Consider the following 20,101-nt stretch of genomic DNA (forward strand, 5'->3'; position numbering starts at 1 on the left):
CCCTGGGCGAAGTTGCGCAAGGTGTCGCCCTCCATGCGGTAGCGCACCCACTCGTCCTGGGGTTGCGCGCCGATGGAAAGGTAGAAATCGATGGCCGGCTGGTTCCAATCGAGCACACTCCACTCCAGACGACCGCAGTCATTGGCGCAGGCCACCTGGGCCAGGTGGCGCAGGAGCAATTTGCCGGCGCCGGTGCCGCGGGATTGCGGCGTCACGTAGAGGTCTTCGAGGTAAATGCCGTTGCGGCCGAGCCAGGTGGAGTAGCTGAAGAAGTACACGGCATAACCGATGGCCTGGCCGTCACGCTCGCAGATCAGCCCCTTGGCGGTGCTGTCCGGGCTGAACAGGCTGCGCTGGATGTCCTCGACGCTGGCGATCACTTCGTGGCGGGCGCGCTCGTACTCGGCCAGTTCAGTAATGAAGGTGAGAATTTGTCCGGCGTCTTCAGGCTGGGCGGGGCGGATGTGCAACGACATGAAAGGCATTCCGATGAAAAAGGTGCCGACATCGTAGTCCACTTTACCGACCGCCGTCAGAGGGTGTCGGGTGGAACAGTAAAGTGTATCTGCGCAATAGTGCAAAACTGTACCGCTGTGGGCGCACGGTTTCCCGGTAGGGTTTTACCGACAACGCCAAGGGGCACGACGCCCCGATAATCAGGTACACCGCCATGCTGCTCACGTCCCTCAATCTGCTTTCAGCCTTCGTGCTGTTTGCCTTCGTTTCCTCGATCACCCCCGGCCCGAACAACACCATGCTGTTGGCGTCGGGGGTGAACTTCGGCGTGCGTCGGACCATTCCCCATGCGCTGGGAGTGAGCATCGGTTTCATGGTGATGGTGCTGGGTGTCGGGTTTGGCCTGGGCGAGGTGTTCAAGCTCTATCCGATGGCCTATACCGTGCTGCGCTACGCCGGGGCCGCGTACCTGTTGTACCTGGCGTGGAAGATCGCCACGTCCGGGCCGATGTCGGCGAGCGATCCGCAAAACCGCAAGCCGCTGGGTTTCTGGGGTGCGGCGGCGTTCCAGTGGGTCAACCCCAAGGCCTGGGTGATGGCGGTTGGCGCGATCACCACCTACACGCCGGCCCAGGGCTATCTGTTCAACGTCGTGGTGATCGCAGCGGTGTTCTGCTTGGTCAACCTGCCGGCGGTGTGCGTTTGGGTGATGTTTGGCAGCGCGTTGCGGCGCTTCTTGCAGGATCCGCGTTGGCTTCGGCTGTTTAACCTGCTAATGGCAGCGCTGTTGGTGCTATCTCTGTATCCGCTGCTGTTTGTAGAATCGGGCTTTTCCTGATTCCCGCTGCGAGCCCCGATGGAACTGATCCCCTGGTCGCATGATTGCGCCGAACACTTCACCCTGCGCGGCTGGCGTTCACCCGCCAGCGGCAGGCCGCTGCTGCACTTCATTCACGGTAACGGTTTCTGCACCCTGGCGTACCAGCCGCTGCTGGAACGCCTCGCGGTGCACTTCGACCTCTGGCTCAGCGATGTTCAGGGCCATGGCGACAGCGATCACGGTGGCACCTTTGTCGGCTGGAACCGCAGCGCCGAACTGGCGCTGGAAGCCTTTCACGCCGGACGCGGTGTCTACGGCGATGTGCCGATGTTCGCGGTGGGTCACAGTTTCGGCGGCGTGCTGACCGGATTGATGCTGGCCCGCGAGCCGCACCTGTTCCGCCGCGCGGTGCTGCTCGACCCGGTGGTGTTCAGCCGCTCGATGATCGGCGTGATGGGCGTGGCCAGCCTGTTCGGCATGCACCGCCGTCACGGCCTGGCGCGCAAGGCCGCCACCCGCCGCAGTTTCTGGCCGGACCGCCAGGCCGCCCACGACTCGCTGCAGGGCCGCGGCATCTTCAAGGGCTGGAACGAAGCGGCGCTGCAGGCCTATGTCGATCACGCCATCGGCGACTGCGGCGAAGGCGTGGTGCTCAAGTGCCGGCCCAGCCGTGAGGTGGAAATCTTCAGTTCCTTCCCGCAACGGATGTGGGCGTCGCTGGCCAGCATCGAGGTCCCGACCCTGGTGCTCTACGGCGAGCAGACCTATCCCTTCGTGCCCTTGTCATTGGCGCGCCTGGCTCGCCTGAACCGCAAGGTCGAACCGCGCAAGGTGGCGGGCGGGCACTGCTTCATGCAGGAAGACCCGCAAGAAAGTGCTGCGCAGATCGAAGCCTGGGTGCTGGAAGCGTTGACCACCGCCCAAGTGAAATCCGCCTGATTGTTCCACTAATGGAACAGTGCGGGCGTTTTTAGCCCTCTACCGCCTTTTTCGTTGCATGGGTATTGTGTGTCCCATGCAACGAGGAGGTTTTCAATGAAGAAGATTCAAGGCGTTTACCAAAGCCCGGCGGCCCATTGGGTCGGTGACGGTTTTCCGGTGCGCAGTCTGTTTACCTACGACAACCTGGCCCGCCATATCAGCCCGTTCCTGCTGCTGGATTACGCGGGGCCCCATCATTTCAGCCCCACCAGCGCCCGCCGTGGCGTCGGCCAGCATCCGCACCGCGGCTTTGAAACCGTGACCATCGTCTATCAGGGCGAACTGGAGCACCGCGATTCCACCGGTGCCGGTGGCTTGATCGGCCCGGGCGACGTGCAGTGGATGACCGCCGCAGGCGGGATCATCCATGAAGAGTTCCATGCACCGTCGTTCGCCCGATCCGGCGGGATGATGGAAATGGTCCAGCTCTGGGTCAATCTGCCGGCCCGCGACAAATCCGCGCCTGCCGGATACCAGACCCTGCTTGCTGCCGACATTCCGCGAGTCGAACTGCCTGCCGACGCTGGCAGCCTGCGCGTGATCGCCGGTGATTACCTTGGCTACCAAGGGCCGGCGCGGACCTTCACGCCCATGGACGTCTGGGACCTGCAGTTGCAGGCGGGCAAGTCCGTCAGCTTGTCCACGCAGGAAGGTTACAACGCGGCGCTGGTGGTGTTGGCCGGCAGTGTCAGGGTCAATGGCCAGCAGGACCTAGGCAAAGCGCAACTGGTGTTGTTCGAGCGCGACGGTGCGCAGGTGCAACTGGAAGCCAGCAGCGACAGCAAATTGCTCTGGCTCAGCGGCGAACCGCTGGACGAACCCATCGTCGGCTACGGGCCGTTCGTGATGAACAGCCAGGCAGAAATCGCCGAAGCGTTCGATGATTTTCACGCCGGCCGTTTTGGCCAGATGGGCGCGGAGGGGTGATCCGACAACCTTTCGTCTGATGGGCCGTCACCTCGCCTGAACGGGCAGCGAGCGCGCCGCTCTTTAAGTCATGGCCTACGGGTCTGGCTGGTGACAGCCATGTGCGGGCTCAATGAGGGAAGGGCTGATCCATGGCTTTTTCAATTTGAACCTGCTGCCGGGCAGGCCTAACGTGGGCGACAGCCTTGACGAGCAGAGGGTTTGACGATGCCAATGCACGGAGTGTGCGATCTCGAATTGCGGCAGTTGATAGAGGGTGCCTTCCTCCCGGACCACTGCGAGGTGCGCTGTGGTGACGGGATGTCGCTGACTCTGTATTTCCCTGCCGATGCCAAACGCCAGGCGATGGTGGTCGGCGATATCCAGCTCAACAGCCTGCCAGACTGCAGGGCGCTGGCTGATCTGGTGATGAAGGTGCGTCAGCAGCGTGAGTTGCACAGCCATGGGCGGGTCGACGTGCCGCATCTGATGGCTGGGCGTTGAGATTTGCAGCGCATCGCGACGAACCGTCGCGATGCGTCCCCTGATTCACCCCGCCTTGCGCAACGTAAAATTGATCCGCCGCGCCCCGAGCAGCGGATGCACGCCGTCCTTGAGCGGCAATATCCCGTGAAAGCGCAATCGATCCTCACCACCCCACACCATCACATCCCCATGCTGCAACCCGATTCGCTGGGTGCGGTCAGCCCGTTCGTGGCCGCCAAACAGAAAGGTCGCCGGCAACCCCAGTGACACCGACACGATCGGCTGGCTGAAGTCCCGCTCGTTGCGGTCCTGATGCAGGGTCAGACGATTGCCGGGCAGGTAGCTGTTGACCAGGCAGGCATCCGGGGTGAAGTCGGCGAATCCGGCCTCGCTCGCGGCCTCCCGCGCAAGCTCCAGAAAGACCGGCGGCAATGCTGGCCACGGCTCCCCGCTCAGCGGATCAAGCGGACTGTAGCGATAACCGCGCAGGTCGCTGATCCAGCCCAGTTCGCCGCAATTGGTCACCCGCACCGAGATGGTCCGGCCACCCGGCGTGGTCATGTTGCGAAACGGCGCGGCATGCACTACCCGGCGCAAGGCGGGCAGCAAGTGTTCCACGCGTTCCAGGGCGAAGCCGGGCAGCACCACCGTCTGTTGGCCGACCCACTGCGGCTCGCGGCGCTGTGGCGAATCGAACAGCGCAAGTTCTGTCTGCATGTTCAAAGAAGCTCTGGGGGAAATCAGGTCGCCAGTATGAACCGGCGCGTGCTGGGTTGCCGGCTCACGCGACCGAACGGCGCTCGACGCCCGGCGGGTCGGCATCAGGGCAGTGGCCGAGGAGGAAGTCGCGCAGCGTATCGATGCTGTCCTGCCAGGCGCTGCCCGTCGGCCAGACCAGGTAATAGGCATCGCCGGTCGCTACCGCCTGAGAGAACGGCAACGCCAGCCGGCCATCGCGTAAATGAGCACCGATCAGCGCTAGATCGCCGACAGACAACCCATGTCTAGCCATCGCCGCAGCCATGCCTTGGTCGAGGGTATCGAAGCAGATGCCGCGCATCAGGTCGATGTCTGTCTCCAGCCCGCTGCCGCGCAGCCAGCGTTGCCAGTCGCGGCGGTCGCTGGACGGGTGCACCAGCGAGGCGTTGCTCAGGCGCTGGACGTCCCATGGTGTTTCACCCAGCAGCGACGGCGCGCAGATCGGGATCAGCCATTCCTCGAACAGCTTGCAACTCTGCACCTGCTCACCGAAATGGCCGTTGCCCAGCAGCACCGCGCAGTCGTAGGGCTCACTGGAAAAATCCACGGCGTCCTGGTCCATCCACACGCTGGCCAGTTGCACGGCGACGTGTTGCGGGTCTTGCCGGAAATGCTCCAGGCAGCCCAGCAGCCAGTGCATGGTCAGGGTCGACGGAGCTTTCAGGCGCAGTTGCCGACGCGCCCCGCGAAACGGCTGGCAAGCCTGCTCGATCAGGGTGAAGCCGGCGTTGAGTTGCCGGGCCAGGCGTTGTCCGGCGTCGGTCAAACGCAGGCGCGGTCCGTGGCGTTCGAACAGGCGGCAGCCCAGGTGGTTTTCCAGGCTGCGGATGTGCCGGCTGATGGCGCTCTGGGTCAGGGCCAGTTCATCGGCGGCGCGGGTGAAGGAGCAGGAGCGGGCGGCGACCTCGAAGGCGCGCAGGGCATACAGCGGGGGCAGGCGGTCAGCCATGGCAAAGGCTCATGATGAGTTTGAGTCATAGTAGGCCAGCGCTTTTTGCGTTTTTCAAGGCAGAGTCCACTGCCCAGAATGCGCGGATTCAACGCTACGAGAGCCAGACATGAACACACCGTTGCTGATTGCCTACCTGGGCACTGTCATCCTGTTGATCGCGACACCGGGCCCGGTGGTGCTGTTGGTGGTGGAAACCAGCAGCCGCGCCGGCACCGCCAAAGCGGTGAAAACCGCACTGGGCGCCAATGCGGCGTCGCTGATTCTGGTCGCGGCTGCTGCGGCGGTATTAGCCGGCAGCCTGGCGATCAGCCCGCAATTGCTGCAATGGGGCGGCCTGCTAGGTTGCCTGTTTATCGGTTGGCTGGGTTTTAGCGGCTTGCGTGATTCCGCCAGCGCCGAGACGAGCGTGGCCCCGCGCGCCAGTGGCTGGTGGCAAGGCTTCGTGATCGGTATTTCCAACCCCAAGGACATTCTGTTTTTCGTGGCCCTGTTCCCGCAGTTCATCCCGGTGACGGACTCCTTCGGCGTCAGCATCGGCTTGTTGGCAGTGCTCTGGTTGATCGTCGACCTGGGGATACTGGCGTTGTACATCGGACTGACACGACACGCTCTGGCACAACGCTACAGGGCGGGCGTGTCGCGGCTATCGGGTTGGGGTCTGTTAATCCTCGGAGGGATGGGTGCGGTTTACTGGACTGGCGTCCTGACAGGTTGATTCACGTCTCGGGCAGTACGGAGGAGTGATGGCTGCTGATCAGCCAGCGTTCACCGTCCCACGTATAGGCGAAGGAGTAACGTGCAGCGACCTCGGCCCCGGTGCCGACAAACTTGAAGGTGTAGAGACCGCTCAGCAGTGCACTGTTACAGCCGGTGTGGACGCGCTGGCTGTCGAGCTTGCCGACAGGCTGGCTGGCGAGGAAATGCTTGAAGTAGTCGATCCGTTCCTGAGCATTCAGGCGAGGGATGTTGGAGACCGTTGGCAATAAAACCGCATCGGGGGCGTACAGCGCGTTCACGGCCAAAGGGTCGCCGCTTTGCAGGCTGCTGTTCCACTGATGGAACAGATCGAGGATGTCGGCTTCAGTGGTGGTCACGCAGCGAGTGGCTGAGGGTGCAGCCTGTACGGACGTAGCGAGGAACGACAAAAGGGAGAGGCAGAGCAACGTTGTTCTCATCGAAGAGTCTCGGCATGGCTGACGCCTGATGCGCCAGCGCTGGCGGATTCTCGATAAACGCGCCCAGCAGTGAAATGCCGAAACTGTGAGGAACTGTTTATCTTTGCGCTGCGGCGCCGCTCTGCGGGGCTGGAGCTTGTTGTAACAGGAAATTCAGGCGTGCGACCTGCTCCTTGAGCTGGTCACGTTCCTGCTTCAGACGCTGCAGTTCGTCACGGCGAACCTGGACGTAGAGGGTCTGGGGTGGGCTTGCCGGCATCAGGGTTTGCATTGCGCACCTCGCAAATGGGTTGTCACAGAACTGAAGCGTAGACGCTTGACGGGGCGCGATTCTGAATTCTTTTTCCGTCGGGTGGAACTTTTTTGTTTGTCGCTGTCATGCCGTTCGTCGTGAAACCATCCTCCGGTCGTCTGGACTAACCTTGTGCACCTGATGAAGCATTTCTTCCTTTCGAACGGAGCGTCGGCACATGCAACTGGGAATCGTGGGGCTGGGCCGCATGGGCGGTAATATCGCAAGGCGCCTGATGCGCAATGGCCATCAATTGGTGGTGAACGACCGCAATCAGGCGGCAATCGCCACCTTGATGGAGCAAGGCGCGCAAGGCGCGCCGGACCTGCCGGCGCTGGTGGCGCAACTGGCCAAGCCGCGGGCCGTGTGGGTGATGTTGCCGGCAGGCGCTCCGACCGAAGAAACCATCGCGCAACTGGCCGACCTGCTGGAGGCGGGCGACGCGATCATCGACGGCGGCAACACCTTCTACAAGGACGATATCCGCCGCGCCGGCGAACTGAGCGCGCGTGGCCTGCACTACGTGGATGTCGGCACCTCGGGCGGCGTCTGGGGGCTGGAGCGCGGCTACTGCATGATGATCGGTGGTGAACAGGCGGTCATCGAACACCTCGACCCGCTGTTCGCCAGCCTTGCTCCGGGCGTTGGCGATATCCCGCGCACCCGCGGTCGCAGCGGCCCGTCCGTCCGTGCCGAACAGGGCTACATCCATACCGGGCCGGCCGGCTCCGGGCATTTCGTCAAGATGGTCCACAACGGCATCGAGTACGGCCTGATGCAGGCTTACGCCGAAGGCTTCGACATCCTGCGCGGCAAGGCCGGCGAGGAACTGCCCCCCGAGCAGCGTTATCAACTGGACCTGGCCGAGATCGCCGAGGTCTGGCGGCGCGGCAGCGTAGTCACTTCCTGGCTGCTCGACCTGACCGCTGATGCGCTGGCGGCCGATCCGCAGTTGAGCCACTACAGCGGTGCGGTGGACGACAGCGGTGAAGGGCGCTGGACCATCGATGCGGCGGTGGAGCAGGCGGTGCCAGTACCGGTGTTGTCCAGCGCGCTGTTCGCCCGCTTCCGTTCGCGACAGCAACAGGGCACCTATGGCGATCGCCTGCTGTCGGCGATGCGCTTCGGTTTTGGCGGGCATGTCGAGCGTTCCGAATGAATGAATACAACGTCGAAACCGCACCACCTTGCACCCTGTTTCTGTTTGGCGCCAATGGCGATCTGGTCAAGCGCCTGTTGATGCCGGCCCTTTACAACCTCAGCCGCGACGGCCTGCTGGACAGCAATCTGCGCATCGTCGGTGTCGACCACAATGCCGCCACCGGCGCTGAGTTCGCCGCCCGCCTGGAAGCCTTCATGCACGAACGCGACAAGGCGGCAGGCGAGGGTGCGCAGTGCCTGGACCCGAAGCGCTGGGCCAAACTGGCAAAGCGCATCGATTACCTGACCGGGGATTTTCTCGACGACGCCACCTACCAGGGCATCGCCAGGCACATCGACAAGTCGCGCAATGGCAACGCGATCTTCTACCTGGCGACTTCGCCACGCTTCTTCGCCGATGTGGTGCAGCGCCTCGGCGCCGCCGGGCTGCTGGACGAACGCGACGGTTTTCGCCGGGTGGTGATTGAAAAACCGTTTGGCTCGGACCTTGCCAGTGCGGAAATGCTCAATGCCCGCCTGCTCAGCGTGATGAGCGAAAAGCAGATCTACCGGATCGACCATTACCTGGGCAAGGAGACGGTGCAGAACATCCTGGTCAGCCGTTTTTCCAACGGCCTGTTCGAAGCGTTCTGGAACAACCACTACATCGACCATGTGCAGATCACAGCGGCGGAAACCGTCGGCGTGGAAGAGCGCGGCGGTTTCTATGACGGCACCGGCGCGTTGCGTGACATGGTGCCGAATCATCTGTTCCAGTTGCTGGCGATGGTGGCCATGGAGCCGCCGGCCGCTTTTGGCGCTGATGCCGTGCGCAGCGAAAAGGCCAAGGTCATCGGCGCGATCCGGCCCTGGTCGAAAGCCATGGCCCTGAAAAACTCTGTACGCGGGCAGTACAGCGCCGGCAAGCGCGGACGCAAGAAGCTCAAGGCCTATCGCCAGGAGCCGCGAGTGGAGGCGGACAGTCAGACCGAAACCTATGTGGCCCTCAAGGTGATGATCGACAACTGGCGCTGGGTCGGCGTGCCGTTCTACCTGCGCACCGGCAAGCGCATGAGCGTGCGCGACACCGAGATCGCCATTTGCTTCAAGCCGGCGCCCTACGCGCAGTTCCGCGACAGCGATGCTGAACGGCCCAAGCCCAACTACCTGAAGATCCAGATCCAGCCCAACGAAGGCATGTGGTTCGACCTGCAGGCCAAGCGTCCCGGGCCTGCGCTGGTGATGGAGAATGTCGAACTGGGCTTCGCCTACAAGGACTTCTTCAAGATGCGCCCGGCGACCGGCTACGAGACCTTGATTTACGACTGCCTGATTGGCGACCAGACCCTGTTCCAGCGTGCCGACAACATCGAGAACGGCTGGCGGGCGGTGCAGCCGTTTCTGGATGCCTGGAAGGAGGGCGGCGAGGTTCATGAATACCCGGCGGGTGAGGATGGACCAGCGGCGGGGGATGAGTTGCTGGGAAGGGAGCGCAGGAGTTGGCATCGGTTGGGGTGAGTTTCGATTTGATTGCTCCATGGGTATCTACACATCTCACGGTGGTGCGGCGACCAAGCGCTAGCCGACAGCTTTTTAGCGCTCTCAAGATCGAGCGCCGCCCGCGCGGCGCATCGCGAGCAAGCTCGCTCCTACATTTGTCGCAACGTGCCATGGCCTGTCAGAGATGGGTTGCCAGCCTTTGGCGCTTGACGATGGATTGCGAAGACGCTTTTGGGCCAACTTGATATCACGTCGTACAAACAAGGCGGGCAACTATGGCCTGACAGACATAGGCACGTTGCAACAAATGTAGGAGCGAGCTTGCTCGCGATGCGCCGCGCGGGCGGCGCGCGATCTTGAGAGCGCTGGAAAACTCCCGACATGCATCTGGTCGCCATCACTCGGTCTTTTGACAAGCGCCTTCCAGCCATCCCCTGAACCTTCACCAAAACCATCCAAACGGATGCCTGACCTAGCCGTCAGTATTTTCCCGCATAGCCCGTAACACGCGGGTTACAGCCATTCCTTGACGCCATTTATTCGCCGCCAATGGCAACTGGCTATATTGTTTCGGATGCGGCATCTTAGAAAAAAAGCGAGCGCGATCGGGCTTTTTGCAATCCTCCACAAGAGGCCATCGCGGTTCATTTTTCACGTATCCGTTGAAGGGTTTCGCATGGACGCCGTCTTGGCAAAGTCAGGGAATTGCACGCCATGAGCCGGCCGGGTGGACTGCAACAGGTCCTGGACGACAGTAACGGGCGGTATCCGGGCAAGGCGGCGATCATCTATGCCGGCGAGACCTACACCTACGCTCAAGTCGAAGACGCCAGCCAGCGACTGGCCGGCGGGCTATTGGGCGTCGGTCTGCGCACCCAGGACCGGGTGCTGTTGTGCCTCGGCAACCGCATTGAGACGGTGTGCGCCTTTTGGGGCGTGCTCAAGGCTGGCGGCGTGGTGGTCAATGTCGAGCCGCAGATCAGCGCCAGTCACCTCGACTACATCCTGCGCGACTGTGAAGCCACGGTGCTGATCACCACCTGCGCGACCCTTGCCGGCCTGCCGTCGAGCATCGCCGGGCTGCCGCACCTGCGCAGCATCGTCCTGCTCGACGGCGAGCCGGATGCCAAGGCCACCCGCACTTTCGAAAGCCTGCTCGGACAGGAAGCCTGGTGTGCCTCGGCGATGCCGCCGCAGGAGCAGGACCTGGCGACCATTTTCTACTCCGACGACACGCCGGGCCTGCCCCGTGGCGTCATGGTCACCCACCGCAACATGCTTGCGGCGCTTGGTTCATTGCGGCGCAACCTGGCGTATGAGCTCAGCGACAACGTTCTGTGCTGCTTGCCGTTGTCCTCGGACTACGGCCTCTACCAGATGCTGATGGCGCTGGACGCGGGTGCCACCCTGGTACTGGAGAAAACCTTTGCGTGGCCGATATACCTGGTTGAGAGCATCGAACGTCATGAAGTCAGCGTGGTGCCCTTTGTCGCCAACACGTTGATGCAGTTGCATGAGTATGCGGTTCGCCGCGGTCTCTGCTTTCCTGCGGTGCGGCTGGTGACCAATGGTGGAACCGGGCTGCGCCGGCGTCAGGTTGCGCGGATCGGCACGCTGTTTCCCATGGCGCAGATCTGTACGTTGTACGGGCTGCCGGAGTGCAAATGCTGCGCTTACCTGCCTGCCGAAGACGTACATGACAAGCCGGGCAGTCTGGGTATTCCGGTGCCCGACACCGAGGTCTGGCTGATCGACGAGGAGGGCAGCGACATTCTCCAGCCGGACCGCATGGGCCAACTGGTGATCCGCAGCCCATCGATGATGCCGGGTTACTGGCGTAACCCGGTGGTTACGGCGCAGCGGCTCAAGCCGGGCGTCGAGCCAGGCGAGAGCGTGCTGCACACCGGTGACCTGTGCAGCCGTGACGAGGACGGTTATCTGTATTACCACGGCGCGATCCAGCGCCTGGCGACCTGCGACGGCGTGCGGGTCAATCCGGTCGAGGTAGAGAGTTTTCTGCATGCCCTGGAGGGCGTGCAAGACGCCGCGGTGGTGGGCATTGCCGACCCCGTGGCCGGCGAGCGGCTGTGGGCCTTCGTGGTGCCGGACAGCAACGGGCCGCCGAGCCCCGGCGAAGTACTGGAGCGATGCCGGACCGGATTGACGGCCTGGCAGGTGCCGCAGGGGGTCACGTTCAGAAACGTGCTGCCCAGCACCGGTAGTGGTCGGGTGGACTTCACCCTGTTGCAACAATGGGCACGTAACGAACAGATGCAGGGAGATGGACCATGACAGCCGCCGAAACAACACTGGAGGAACCGAGCTTTGACTTCGACAGCATGCTCTGTTTCGCCCTGTATTCCACCGCCAACGCCCTGATCCGCGACTACGGTGAACCGCTGCGCCGGCATGGCGTGACCTACCCGCAACTGTTGGTGCTGATCGGCCTGTGGGGCGAGGACGACCTGTCCATCAGTGCCTTGAGCGCGGTGACCCTGTTCGACCTCGGCACCCTGACGCCGATCATCCGCCGCCTGAGCGATGCTGGCTTCATCACGGTCTACCTGGATCCGGGCGACCGTCGCCGGCGCAAGGTGTTGCTCACCGACCAGGGCCGAGCCCTGAAGGTCGAGGCGGCGCGGCTGTTCGAACACATGCAGGGCAAGTTGGCGCTGGAGCCACAGAACGTCAAGCACGTGCTCGACACCTGCGGGCACATCCGCTCGCGGCTACGTTGAAGCCGATCCGTCGAGGTGCTGCGGCGTATTGAAGTTGGCCAGCCGCGGATCGTCCTCGGCACAGTCCAGGGGCACTAGCGGCCCGCTGCGCAATACTCGCAACAAACTGCGCTCGCCGGCATTCCAGGCGTCCGCCAGGGAGGCGTGCAACGCCCGCGGAACGACGCTGAACATTGGTTGCCACTGACCGGCCTGACGCACCATCACCGGCGTATTGTGCGTCGCGGCGAGGGTCAGCATCGACGTCAGCAACCCATCGTCCACTTGCGGCGCATCGCAGGCCAGCACCAACAACCACTCATGACGGGCCGCCGCGAGCCCGGCCAGAACGCCGGCCAGCGGGCCGGGAAAGTCCGGCTCGTCGTCGTGGACCAGGGTGTCGGCGTACGTGCGGTAAGTGTCGGCGTTGCGGTTGCAGGAGATGATCAGGTCATCGCTGAGGGGGCGCACCACCGCGTGCAGGTGGGCAACCAGCGGCGTGCCGCGCCAGGGCAGCAAGCCCTTGTCCTGACCACCCATGCGCTGGCCGCGACCACCGGCCAGGATCAGGATCGAACAGGGCGGAAGAGGGGCGGCGCTCATTGCGAAGTGTTTCCGTCGGACAGGGTCCGCCACCTTCCCATGAGCGCCGCCGGGCTGTCCATCAGCTTTCGCTGACGGCGGCTGACGCGGCCTTGGCCTTGTTGCGGCGATAGCCGGTCAGGCGCATCACCACCACGAAGAACACCGGCACGAACACGATCGCGAGAGTGGCGCTGAGCATGCCGCCGACCACCCCGGTGCCGATCGCCTGCTGGCTGGCCGAGCTGGCGCCGGTGGCGATCGCCAGCGGCACCACGCCGAGGATGAACGCCAGCGAGGTCATGACGATCGGCCGCAGGCGCAGGCGCGCAGCCTGCACCGTGGCGTCCACCAGGTCGTGGCCCTGGTCCACCAGGCTCTTGGCAAACTCGATGATAAGGATGGCGTTCTTCGCCGACAGGCCGATCAGGGTAATCAGGCCAACCTTGAAGAACACGTCGTTGGGCAGTCCGCGCAGGGTCACCGCCAGCACCGCGCCGAGAATCCCCAGCGGCACCACCAGCAGCACCGAGGTCGGGATAGACCAGCTCTCATACAGGGCTGCCAGACAGAGGAACACCACCAGCAACGACAGGCCCATCAACAACGGCGCCTGGCTGCCGGACAGCCGTTCCTGCAGCGACAGCCCGGTCCATTCCAGGCCGAAGCCCAGCGGCAGCTCCGCCACCAGTCGTTCCACCTCGGCCATGGCGGCGCCGGAGCTGTAGCCCGGCGCCGGCTCGCCGCTGACGGCGATGGCCGGATAACCGTTGTAACGGGTCAGTTGCACCGGCCCGGACACCCATTGGGCGCGGGCGAAGGCGGCCAGCGGGACCATCTTGCCGCTGCTGTTGCGCACATGGATCTTCAGCAGGTCTTCAACCTGGCTGCGGCGGTCGCCTTCGGCTTGCACCACCACCCGCTGCATGCGGCCCTGGTTGGGGAAGTCGTTGACGTAGCTGGAGCCCACTGCGGTGTTCAGCACGGTACCGATATCAGCGAAGGACACGCCCAGCGCATTGGCCTGCTTGCGGTCGATCTCCAGTTGCACTTGCGGGCTTTCGGCCAGGGCGCTTTCACGCACGTTGACCAGCACCGGGCTCTTTTCCGCAGCGGCGAGCAACTGGTCCCGGGCGGCCATCAAGCGGTTGTAACCCAGGCCACCACGGTCCTGCAGACGGAACTCGAAGCCGGTGGAGGTGCCCAGGCCGTCCACTGGAGGTGGCAGCACCGAAAAGGCGATGGCGTTCTTGAACTGGCTGAAGGCGATGGTCGCTCGCTCGGCAATGGCCGCAGCGGCATCGTTGGCGCTGCGCTCGGACCAGTCCTTGAGCGTGGTGAACACCAGCGCGGCGTTCTGGCCGTTGCCCGAGAAGCTGAAACCAAGGATCACCGTGGTGTCGCCGACGCCCGGTTCAGCAGCGTTGTGCGCCTCGATCTGCGCCGCTACCTGCTCGGTGCGCTCGCGGCTGGCGCCGGGCGGCAACTGCACGTCGGTGATGGTGTAGCCCTGGTCCTCGGTGGGCAGGAACGACGACGGCAACTGGCTGAAGCTCATCACCAGCACGCCCAGCAGCACGGCATACAGCAGCAGGTAGCGGCCGCTGCGGGCGATGGCGCTAACCACCCAGCGCTGGTAGCCGTTGCTCATCGACTCGAAACGCCGGTTGAACCAGCCATACAGGCCGCGGCGTTCGTGGTGTTCGCCCTTGGCCACCGGCTTGAGCAGGGTGGCGCACAGCGCCGGGGTTAGGCTCAGGGCGAGGAAGGCCGAGAACAGGATCGACACCGCCATGGACATGGAGAACTGCTGGTAGATCACTCCCACCGAACCGCTCATGAAGGCCATCGGCAGGAACACCGCCACCAGCACCAGGGTGATGCCGATGATCGCGCCACTGATCTGGCCCATGGCCTTGCGGGTCGCCTCACGCGGCGGCAGGCCTTCTTCCATCATGATCCGCTCGACGTTCTCCACCACCACGATGGCATCGTCTACGAGGATGCCGATGGCCAGCACCATGCCGAACAGGGTCAGTACGTTGATCGAGAAACCCAGCGCCAGCATGGTGGCAAAGGTGCCCATCAGCGCCACCGGCACCACCAGCGTCGGGATCAGCGTGTAGCGGATGTTCTGCAGGAACAGCAGCATCACCAGGAACACCAGCACCATGGCTTCGCCGAGGGTGTTGATCACCTGGGTGATCGAGACTTTGACGAACGGCGAGGTGTCGTAGGGGATCGACCAGGTCGCCCCCGGCGGGAAGTAGCGCGACAGCTCTTCCATCTTTGCCCGCACCAGGTCGGCGGTCTGCATGGCGTTGGCGCCGGGCGCCAGTTGCACGCTGAAGGCGGTGGCCGGCTTGCCGTTGAGGCGGGTGCCGTATTGATACTCCTGGCTGCCGATCTCGACCCGGGCGACATCGCCGATGGTCACGCTGGAGCCGTCCTGGTTGGCGCGCAGGACGATGGCGGCGAACTCTTCCGGGCTCGACAACTGGCCCTTGACCAGCACGTTGGCGGTGATTTCCTGGCCCGAGCGGCCCGGCAGGTCGCCGATGCTGCCCGGTGCCACCTGGGCGTTCTGCCCGGCGATGGCGGTGTTGACGTCCTCCGGGGTCAGGCTGAAGCCGATCAGTTTCTGCGGGTCGATCCAGATCCGCATGGCCCGCTCGGAGCCATACAACTGCGCCTTGCCGACACCCGGGAGACGGCGGATTTCGTTCATCACGTTGCGCGCGAGGAAGTCGCTCAGGGCAGTTTCGTCGAGGCGATCGTCGTCCGCGGTGAGGGTCACCAGCATCAGGAAGCCGGTGGAAACCTTCTCCACCTGCAGGCCCTGTTGGGTGACGGCCCGCGGCAGGCGTGACTCGACGATCTTCAGGCGGTTCTGCACATCGACCTGGGCCAGTTCCGGGTTGGTGCCTGGCTCGAAGGTCGCGGTAATGGTGGCGCTGCCCAGGCTGCTCTGCGACTGGAAGTACAGCAGGTGGTCGGCGCCATTGAGTTCCTGCTCGATCAGACTGACCACGCTTTCATCCATGGTCTGCGCCGAGGCACCGGGGTAGACGGCGTAGACTTCCACCTGCGGCGGTGCCACGTTGGGGTACTGGGCCACTGGCAGCTTGGGCAGCGCCAACGCGCCGGCCAGCAGGATGAACAACGCGACCACCCAGGCGAACACCGGGCGATCAATGAAAAACTGCGGCATGGATCAGGCCCTCACTGGCCGGTGGTCTGGACGATGGGTTGGTCGCCCGCGGCGCTTGCTGTGATCTGCACCGGGTCGCCGGCCTTGACGTGCTGCAGGCCCTCGGTCACCACACGGTCCCCTGGGGCCAGGCCGTCGCTGACGATCCAGCGGTTGTTCTGCGCGCTGCCCAGGGTCACTGCGCGTTCGCTGATGCGCTGTTCGGCGTCCACTAGCAACACCCGCGGCTGGCCGGCGCTGTCACGCAGGATGGCTTGCTGCGGCACGCTGATGCCCTGCGGCTGGACCGCCTGTTCCAGACGCACGCGGATAAAACTGCCGGGCAGCAGGTCGAGGTCCGGGTTGGGGAATTCGCTGCGCAGGGTGATCTGCCCGGTGCTCTGGTCGACGCTGATGTCCGAGAACAGCAGCTTGCCGGCTAGAGGGTAGGGCGTGCCGTCGTCCTGGATCAGGGTGACTTTGGCCTGGTCCTGGCCGACCTGTTGCAGTTCGCCGGCCCGCAGTGCGCGGCGCAGGGCGTTGATTTCGCGGGTGGACTGGGTGAGGTCGGCGTGGATCGGGTCCAGTTGCTGGATGATTGCCAGCGGCGTCGATTCGTTCTGTCCGACCAGCGCGCCCTCGGTGACCAGCGCACGTCCGACCCGCCCGGAAATCGGCGCGGTGACCGTGGCATAGCCGAGGTTCAGGCGTGCCCGTTCGACGGCGGCCTTGGCGGCGGCAATATCAGCGTCGGCCTGCATCATCGCCGCGCGGGCGTTGTCGCGGTCCTGGCGGCTGACCGCGTTGATTTCGATCAGCTCGGCGTAGCGCTGGTCCTGCAGGCGCGCTTGGTAGCGGGTCGCCTCGGCCTTGGCCAGGGTGGCGCGGGCGCTGTCGAAGTCGGCCTGGAACGGCGCCGGGTCGATGCGGAACAGCACGTCGCCCTGTTTCACGTCGCTGCCTTCGCGGTATTCGCGCTTGAGCACCACACCGGCCACGCGCGCGCGCACTTCGGCAATGCGCGGCGCCTGGATGCGTCCGGACAGCTCGCTACTGATGGCCAGCGGCTGGACCCGCACGGTTTCTACCGAGACATTCGGCGCGGGGGCTTTTTCTTCCTCGGGGTGCTTGCTGTCGCAGGCACCCAGCAACAGGGCGATGGCGGTGACGGGGAGCAGACGTCGCAGACGGGCGGGGCTTGAAGGAAACATACGGATCTTCCATAAATGACCGGCGAATGGTAAGGCAGGCGCGCGATCAGCGGCTGTGAAGCTCTGTAGAGCGTCTGTTAAAAAGTGTGAACAAATAACTCGTTACCTTTTCCGGTTCTATATTCTGCGTTCCTTTCTCTGTCCTCCAAGTCAACTCATGCCCAACATTCTCCTGGTCGAAGACGACTGCGCCTTGTCCGAACTGATTGCCAGCTACCTGCAACGCAACGGCTTTACCGTGAGCGTCATCGCCCGTGGCGATCTGGTGCTGGAGCAGGTGCGCCGCGACAAGCCTGATCTGGTGATCCTCGACCTGATGCTCCCCGGCCTCGACGGTCTGCAGGTCTGCCGCCGTCTGCGCGGCGAGTCGCAGAGCCTGCCGATCCTCATGCTCACCGCGCGCGACGACAGCCACGACCAGGTGCTGGGCCTGGAAATGGGTGCTGACGACTACGTGGCCAAGCCCTGCGAACCGCGTGTATTGCTGGCCCGGGTGCGGACCCTGTTGCGCCGCAGCAGCATCACCGAGCCGCACCTGGAAAGCGACCGGGTGTTGATCGGCGCGCTGTGCATCGACCTGGCCGAGCGCACTGTGTCCTGGCGCGGACAGCCGGTGGAGCTGTCCAGCGGCGAGTTCAACCTGTTGGTGGTGATGGCGCGCAATGCCGGCACCGTGCTCAGCCGCGACCATATTCTCCAGCACCTGCGCGGCATCGAGTTCAACGGCACCGACCGTTCGGTGGACGTGGCGATTTCCAAGTTGCGCCGCAAGTTCGACGACAACGCCGGTGAGGCGCGCAAGATCAAGACCGTCTGGGGCAAGGGCTACCTGTTCAGCCGCCTGGAATGGGAGGTCTGAGACCGGGCCATGCTGAAGATCCTCGTCCGCCTCTACTTGCTGACCATCATCACTTACGCCGGGGCGATCTTCCTGGTGCCCGAAGTGATCCTCAAGGTCTTCAACGAACGTTACATGGCCTACAACCTGGAGCAGGCGCGGGGCGTGCAGGGGTTGATCGTGCGTCAGTTCCGCCAGGCATCGGAGAGCGAGTGGCCGGCGCTGGCGAAGGCGCTGGCCGCCGATTTCGCACCGCTGGCCATCGAACTGATGCCGAGCACCTCGGCCGACCTCACCGAGCAGGAGCGGGTGCGCCTGGACGCGGGCCAGAACGTGGTGCGTCTGGGTGACTGGGGCTATTACGAGACTGCCATCGCGCCGCTCAACGGCCAGTGGCTGGTGGCCTTGCGCAATCCGCCGGACCCGTTCGACATCAACCTGCTGTCCTGGGGTATCACCGTGTTGATCGGTGCCGCGCTGCTCGGCTGCCTGTTGCTCTGGCTGTGGCCGCACTGGCGCGACCTGCAACGGCTCAAAGCCACCGCGCAGTTGCTGGGGCAGGGGCAGTTGTCGGAACGTACGATGATTTCCTCGCGCTCCAACATCGGAGAACTGGCCCAGGTGTTCGACACCATGGCCCACGACCTGGAACAGCTGCTGACCCAGCAACGCGAGCTGCTCAATGCCGTGTCCCATGAGTTGCGCACGCCACTGACCCGGCTCGATTTCGGCCTGGTGCTGCTCTATGACGAACTGCCGGCCACCAGCCGCAAGCGCCTGATGCAATTGGTCGGGCATGTCCGCGAGCTGGATGAACTGGTGCTTGAACTACTGTCCTACAGCCGCTTGCAGACCCCTGGACAAACCGTCGAGCGGGTCGAGGTGTCGCTGCTGGAATTTGTCGACAGCATTCTCGGCAGCTTTGCCGAGGAACTCGACAGCCGCGATATCTGTTGGGAAGTCCGTGCGGCCAGCGACCTGCCGCGGTTCGCCCTGGACCCGCGGCTGACCGCCCGCGCCGTGCAGAACCTGATCCGCAATGCTATGCGCTACTGCGACAAACGCCTGATGCTCAGCCTCGACCAGGACGCAACCGGTAACTGCCTGCTCAGCGTCGAAGATGACGGCATTGGTATCCCCGAACACGAGCGTGAGCAGATCTTCCAACCGTTCTATCGCCTGGACCGCAGCCGCGACCAGGCCACTGGCGGGTTCGGCCTGGGGCTGGCCATCAGCCGTCGGGTCATCGAAAGCCAGGGCGGGCAACTGACCGTAGACCAATCGGCATTGGGCGGCGCGCGCTTCCATATTCAACTGCCCCGGCGTTAAGCACTCGCTTTTCCCACGGCGCCGGGTGTACTCACAAAGAATCCTTCCTCCTGCAAAAAAGGGTACAGACCACGCGCCTATTGCCCATTTCCCCGAGCTGTTTCTTAGGCTGTGAGTAAGCTCGGTGGGAAATTTCCCGGTGTCACTGGGATACGTCTGATGTAAGCCTTTTTCCCAGTCACGAATAATCCCTCCTGCCCATCAGCGCCAGCAACCCCTTCCCCGGCGGCGTCTTCGGTGGGCTTCGGAATTTTCGTAACTCAAATAGGGAAAAGATCATGAAATACAGTGCGTTCGTACTTCCGCTGGTATTGATGCTGGCGGCGGGCGCGGCTACGGCGGCGGAACCGATAAGCAAGCAAGTCAAGATCGGCGGTACCGTTCCAACCGAGTTCTTCAATGTGATCGATCAGGGTAAGTGGTGGGGCAAGAATCATGAATTGGTATGGGTGGATGGCCAAGGCTTTGCGTTGTTCAAGCAGAGACTTGTCTTCAGGAGCACTGTCGGGGCGGTCACGGCCCACCTGACACTGCCGCCGCAGCTCATCAACGACAAGGACGATGTGATCAATATGCGCCTCGCGGTGGGCGGCAAGGCCCTGAGTACTGTGCCGCAAGAAGTGGCCAGCGCGGAACAGATGTTGAGTGGCAGACCCTTGTCGCTGGATTTCGATCTGACCGCCGACCCCGCGACGGTGCCAGTGCCCGGCAACTATGCAGGGACATTCGGAATGATGTTCGAAACTGCGGCGCCACTGTAACCGGCG

General features: G+C 63.6%; 20 protein-coding genes. 12 read left to right on the forward strand and 8 right to left on the reverse strand.

The genetic code is table 11. The features are described 5' to 3' along the window. A partial coding sequence (locus DM374_RS26610) for a GNAT family N-acetyltransferase (RefSeq protein ID WP_110972602.1) occupies positions 1-476 on the reverse strand: 476 nt, incomplete at its 3' end. Between the two features lie 194 nt (positions 477-670). On the opposite strand from DM374_RS26610, the gene DM374_RS26615 reads away from it, so the two are divergent. The 4 genes from DM374_RS26615 to DM374_RS26630 all read left to right on the forward strand — a co-directional run bounded on the left by DM374_RS26615 (position 671) and on the right by DM374_RS26630 (position 3,667). Beyond that, positions 671-1,294, forward strand: coding sequence for a LysE family translocator (locus tag DM374_RS26615; protein WP_177431608.1), 624 nt, complete (start codon positions 671-673; stop codon positions 1,292-1,294). Between the two features lie 18 nt (positions 1,295-1,312). Further along, positions 1,313-2,215 (forward strand): alpha/beta fold hydrolase, encoded by a 903-nt coding sequence (locus DM374_RS26620; protein ID WP_110972567.1) that lies wholly within the window; start codon positions 1,313-1,315, stop codon positions 2,213-2,215. A gap of 96 nt (positions 2,216-2,311) precedes the next feature. After that, complete coding sequence (locus DM374_RS26625) at positions 2,312-3,184, forward strand: pirin family protein (protein ID WP_110972568.1); 873 nt, start codon at positions 2,312-2,314, stop codon at positions 3,182-3,184. 207 nt (positions 3,185-3,391) lie between these two features. Beyond that, the gene (locus DM374_RS26630; RefSeq protein ID WP_157969754.1) at positions 3,392-3,667 is read left to right on the forward strand and encodes a DUF1652 domain-containing protein; all 276 of its coding nucleotides are present in this window, start codon (positions 3,392-3,394) and stop codon (positions 3,665-3,667) included. Positions 3,668-3,712: 45 nt separating this feature from the next. On the opposite strand, the gene alkB is transcribed toward DM374_RS26630, so the two are convergent. Together alkB and DM374_RS26640 are read right to left on the reverse strand one after the other, a co-directional pair. Then, positions 3,713-4,366 (reverse strand): DNA oxidative demethylase AlkB, encoded by a 654-nt coding sequence (gene alkB / locus DM374_RS26635; protein WP_110972569.1) that lies wholly within the window; start codon positions 4,364-4,366, stop codon positions 3,713-3,715. A gap of 64 nt (positions 4,367-4,430) precedes the next feature. After that, the gene (locus tag DM374_RS26640; RefSeq protein ID WP_110972570.1) at positions 4,431-5,357 is read right to left on the reverse strand and encodes a LysR substrate-binding domain-containing protein; all 927 of its coding nucleotides are present in this window, start codon (positions 5,355-5,357) and stop codon (positions 4,431-4,433) included. 109 nt (positions 5,358-5,466) lie between these two features. On the opposite strand from DM374_RS26640, the gene DM374_RS26645 reads away from it, so the two are divergent. Further along, entirely contained in the window at positions 5,467-6,075 is a 609-nt protein-coding gene (locus tag DM374_RS26645; RefSeq protein ID WP_110972571.1) for a LysE family translocator, read from the forward strand. A 1-nt stretch (position 6,076) separates the two neighbouring features. Here the strand turns inward: DM374_RS26645 and DM374_RS26650 are convergent, their stop codons facing one another. Beyond that, positions 6,077-6,454 carry a DUF4440 domain-containing protein gene (locus DM374_RS26650; RefSeq protein ID WP_225422598.1) on the reverse strand — a complete coding sequence of 126 codons (378 nt, stop codon included), beginning with the start codon at positions 6,452-6,454 and terminating at the stop codon, positions 6,077-6,079. A 178-nt stretch (positions 6,455-6,632) separates the two neighbouring features. Further along, on the reverse strand, positions 6,633-6,806 hold the full coding sequence (locus DM374_RS33535) for a DUF6026 family protein (protein WP_177431609.1): 174 nt from the start codon (positions 6,804-6,806) through the stop codon (positions 6,633-6,635). Positions 6,807-7,005: 199 nt separating this feature from the next. Between DM374_RS33535 and gnd the strand changes: the two genes are divergently transcribed. The 4 genes from gnd to DM374_RS26670 all read left to right on the forward strand — a co-directional run bounded on the left by gnd (position 7,006) and on the right by DM374_RS26670 (position 12,205). After that, a complete protein-coding gene (gene gnd / locus DM374_RS26655) occupies positions 7,006-7,986 on the forward strand; it encodes a phosphogluconate dehydrogenase (NAD(+)-dependent, decarboxylating) (RefSeq protein ID WP_110972573.1) in 981 nt (326 codons plus the stop codon). Further along, positions 7,983-9,485 carry a glucose-6-phosphate dehydrogenase gene (gene zwf / locus DM374_RS26660; protein ID WP_110972574.1) on the forward strand — a complete coding sequence of 501 codons (1,503 nt, stop codon included), beginning with the start codon at positions 7,983-7,985 and terminating at the stop codon, positions 9,483-9,485. Before gnd ends, zwf begins: the two co-directional genes overlap by 4 nt. A gap of 696 nt (positions 9,486-10,181) precedes the next feature. Continuing rightward, on the forward strand, positions 10,182-11,759 hold the full coding sequence (locus tag DM374_RS26665; protein WP_110972575.1) for a class I adenylate-forming enzyme family protein: 1,578 nt from the start codon (positions 10,182-10,184) through the stop codon (positions 11,757-11,759). Beyond that, a complete protein-coding gene (locus tag DM374_RS26670; protein ID WP_225422599.1) occupies positions 11,756-12,205 on the forward strand; it encodes a MarR family winged helix-turn-helix transcriptional regulator in 450 nt (149 codons plus the stop codon). Before DM374_RS26665 ends, DM374_RS26670 begins: the two co-directional genes overlap by 4 nt. On the opposite strand, the gene mobA is transcribed toward DM374_RS26670, so the two are convergent. From mobA to DM374_RS26685, 3 genes are all read right to left on the reverse strand, one after another. Beyond that, a complete protein-coding gene (gene mobA, locus DM374_RS26675) occupies positions 12,197-12,787 on the reverse strand; it encodes a molybdenum cofactor guanylyltransferase MobA (RefSeq protein ID WP_110972576.1) in 591 nt (196 codons plus the stop codon). The two genes, DM374_RS26670 and mobA, sit on opposite strands and share 9 nt — an antisense overlap. Positions 12,788-12,848: 61 nt before the next feature. Further along, positions 12,849-15,977, reverse strand: coding sequence for an efflux RND transporter permease subunit (locus DM374_RS26680; RefSeq protein WP_110972577.1), 3,129 nt, complete (start codon positions 15,975-15,977; stop codon positions 12,849-12,851). Positions 15,978-15,988: 11 nt separating this feature from the next. Beyond that, positions 15,989-17,167 (reverse strand): efflux RND transporter periplasmic adaptor subunit, encoded by a 1,179-nt coding sequence (locus DM374_RS26685; RefSeq protein WP_110972578.1) that lies wholly within the window; start codon positions 17,165-17,167, stop codon positions 15,989-15,991. Between the two features lie 157 nt (positions 17,168-17,324). Between DM374_RS26685 and DM374_RS26690 the strand changes: the two genes are divergently transcribed. The 3 genes from DM374_RS26690 (at position 17,325) to DM374_RS26700 (ending at position 20,095) form a co-directional block, all read left to right on the forward strand. After that, a complete protein-coding gene (locus tag DM374_RS26690; protein WP_110972579.1) occupies positions 17,325-18,026 on the forward strand; it encodes a response regulator transcription factor in 702 nt (233 codons plus the stop codon). Positions 18,027-18,035: 9 nt separating this feature from the next. Then, positions 18,036-19,334 carry an ATP-binding protein gene (locus tag DM374_RS26695; protein WP_110972580.1) on the forward strand — a complete coding sequence of 433 codons (1,299 nt, stop codon included), beginning with the start codon at positions 18,036-18,038 and terminating at the stop codon, positions 19,332-19,334. A gap of 278 nt (positions 19,335-19,612) precedes the next feature. After that, the gene (locus tag DM374_RS26700; protein ID WP_110972581.1) at positions 19,613-20,095 is read left to right on the forward strand and encodes a CS1 type fimbrial major subunit; all 483 of its coding nucleotides are present in this window, start codon (positions 19,613-19,615) and stop codon (positions 20,093-20,095) included. The last annotated feature ends 6 nt before the right edge of the window (positions 20,096-20,101 follow it).

The organism is Pseudomonas huaxiensis (assembly GCF_003231275.1).
GTDB lineage: Bacteria > Pseudomonadota > Gammaproteobacteria > Pseudomonadales > Pseudomonadaceae > Aquipseudomonas > Aquipseudomonas huaxiensis.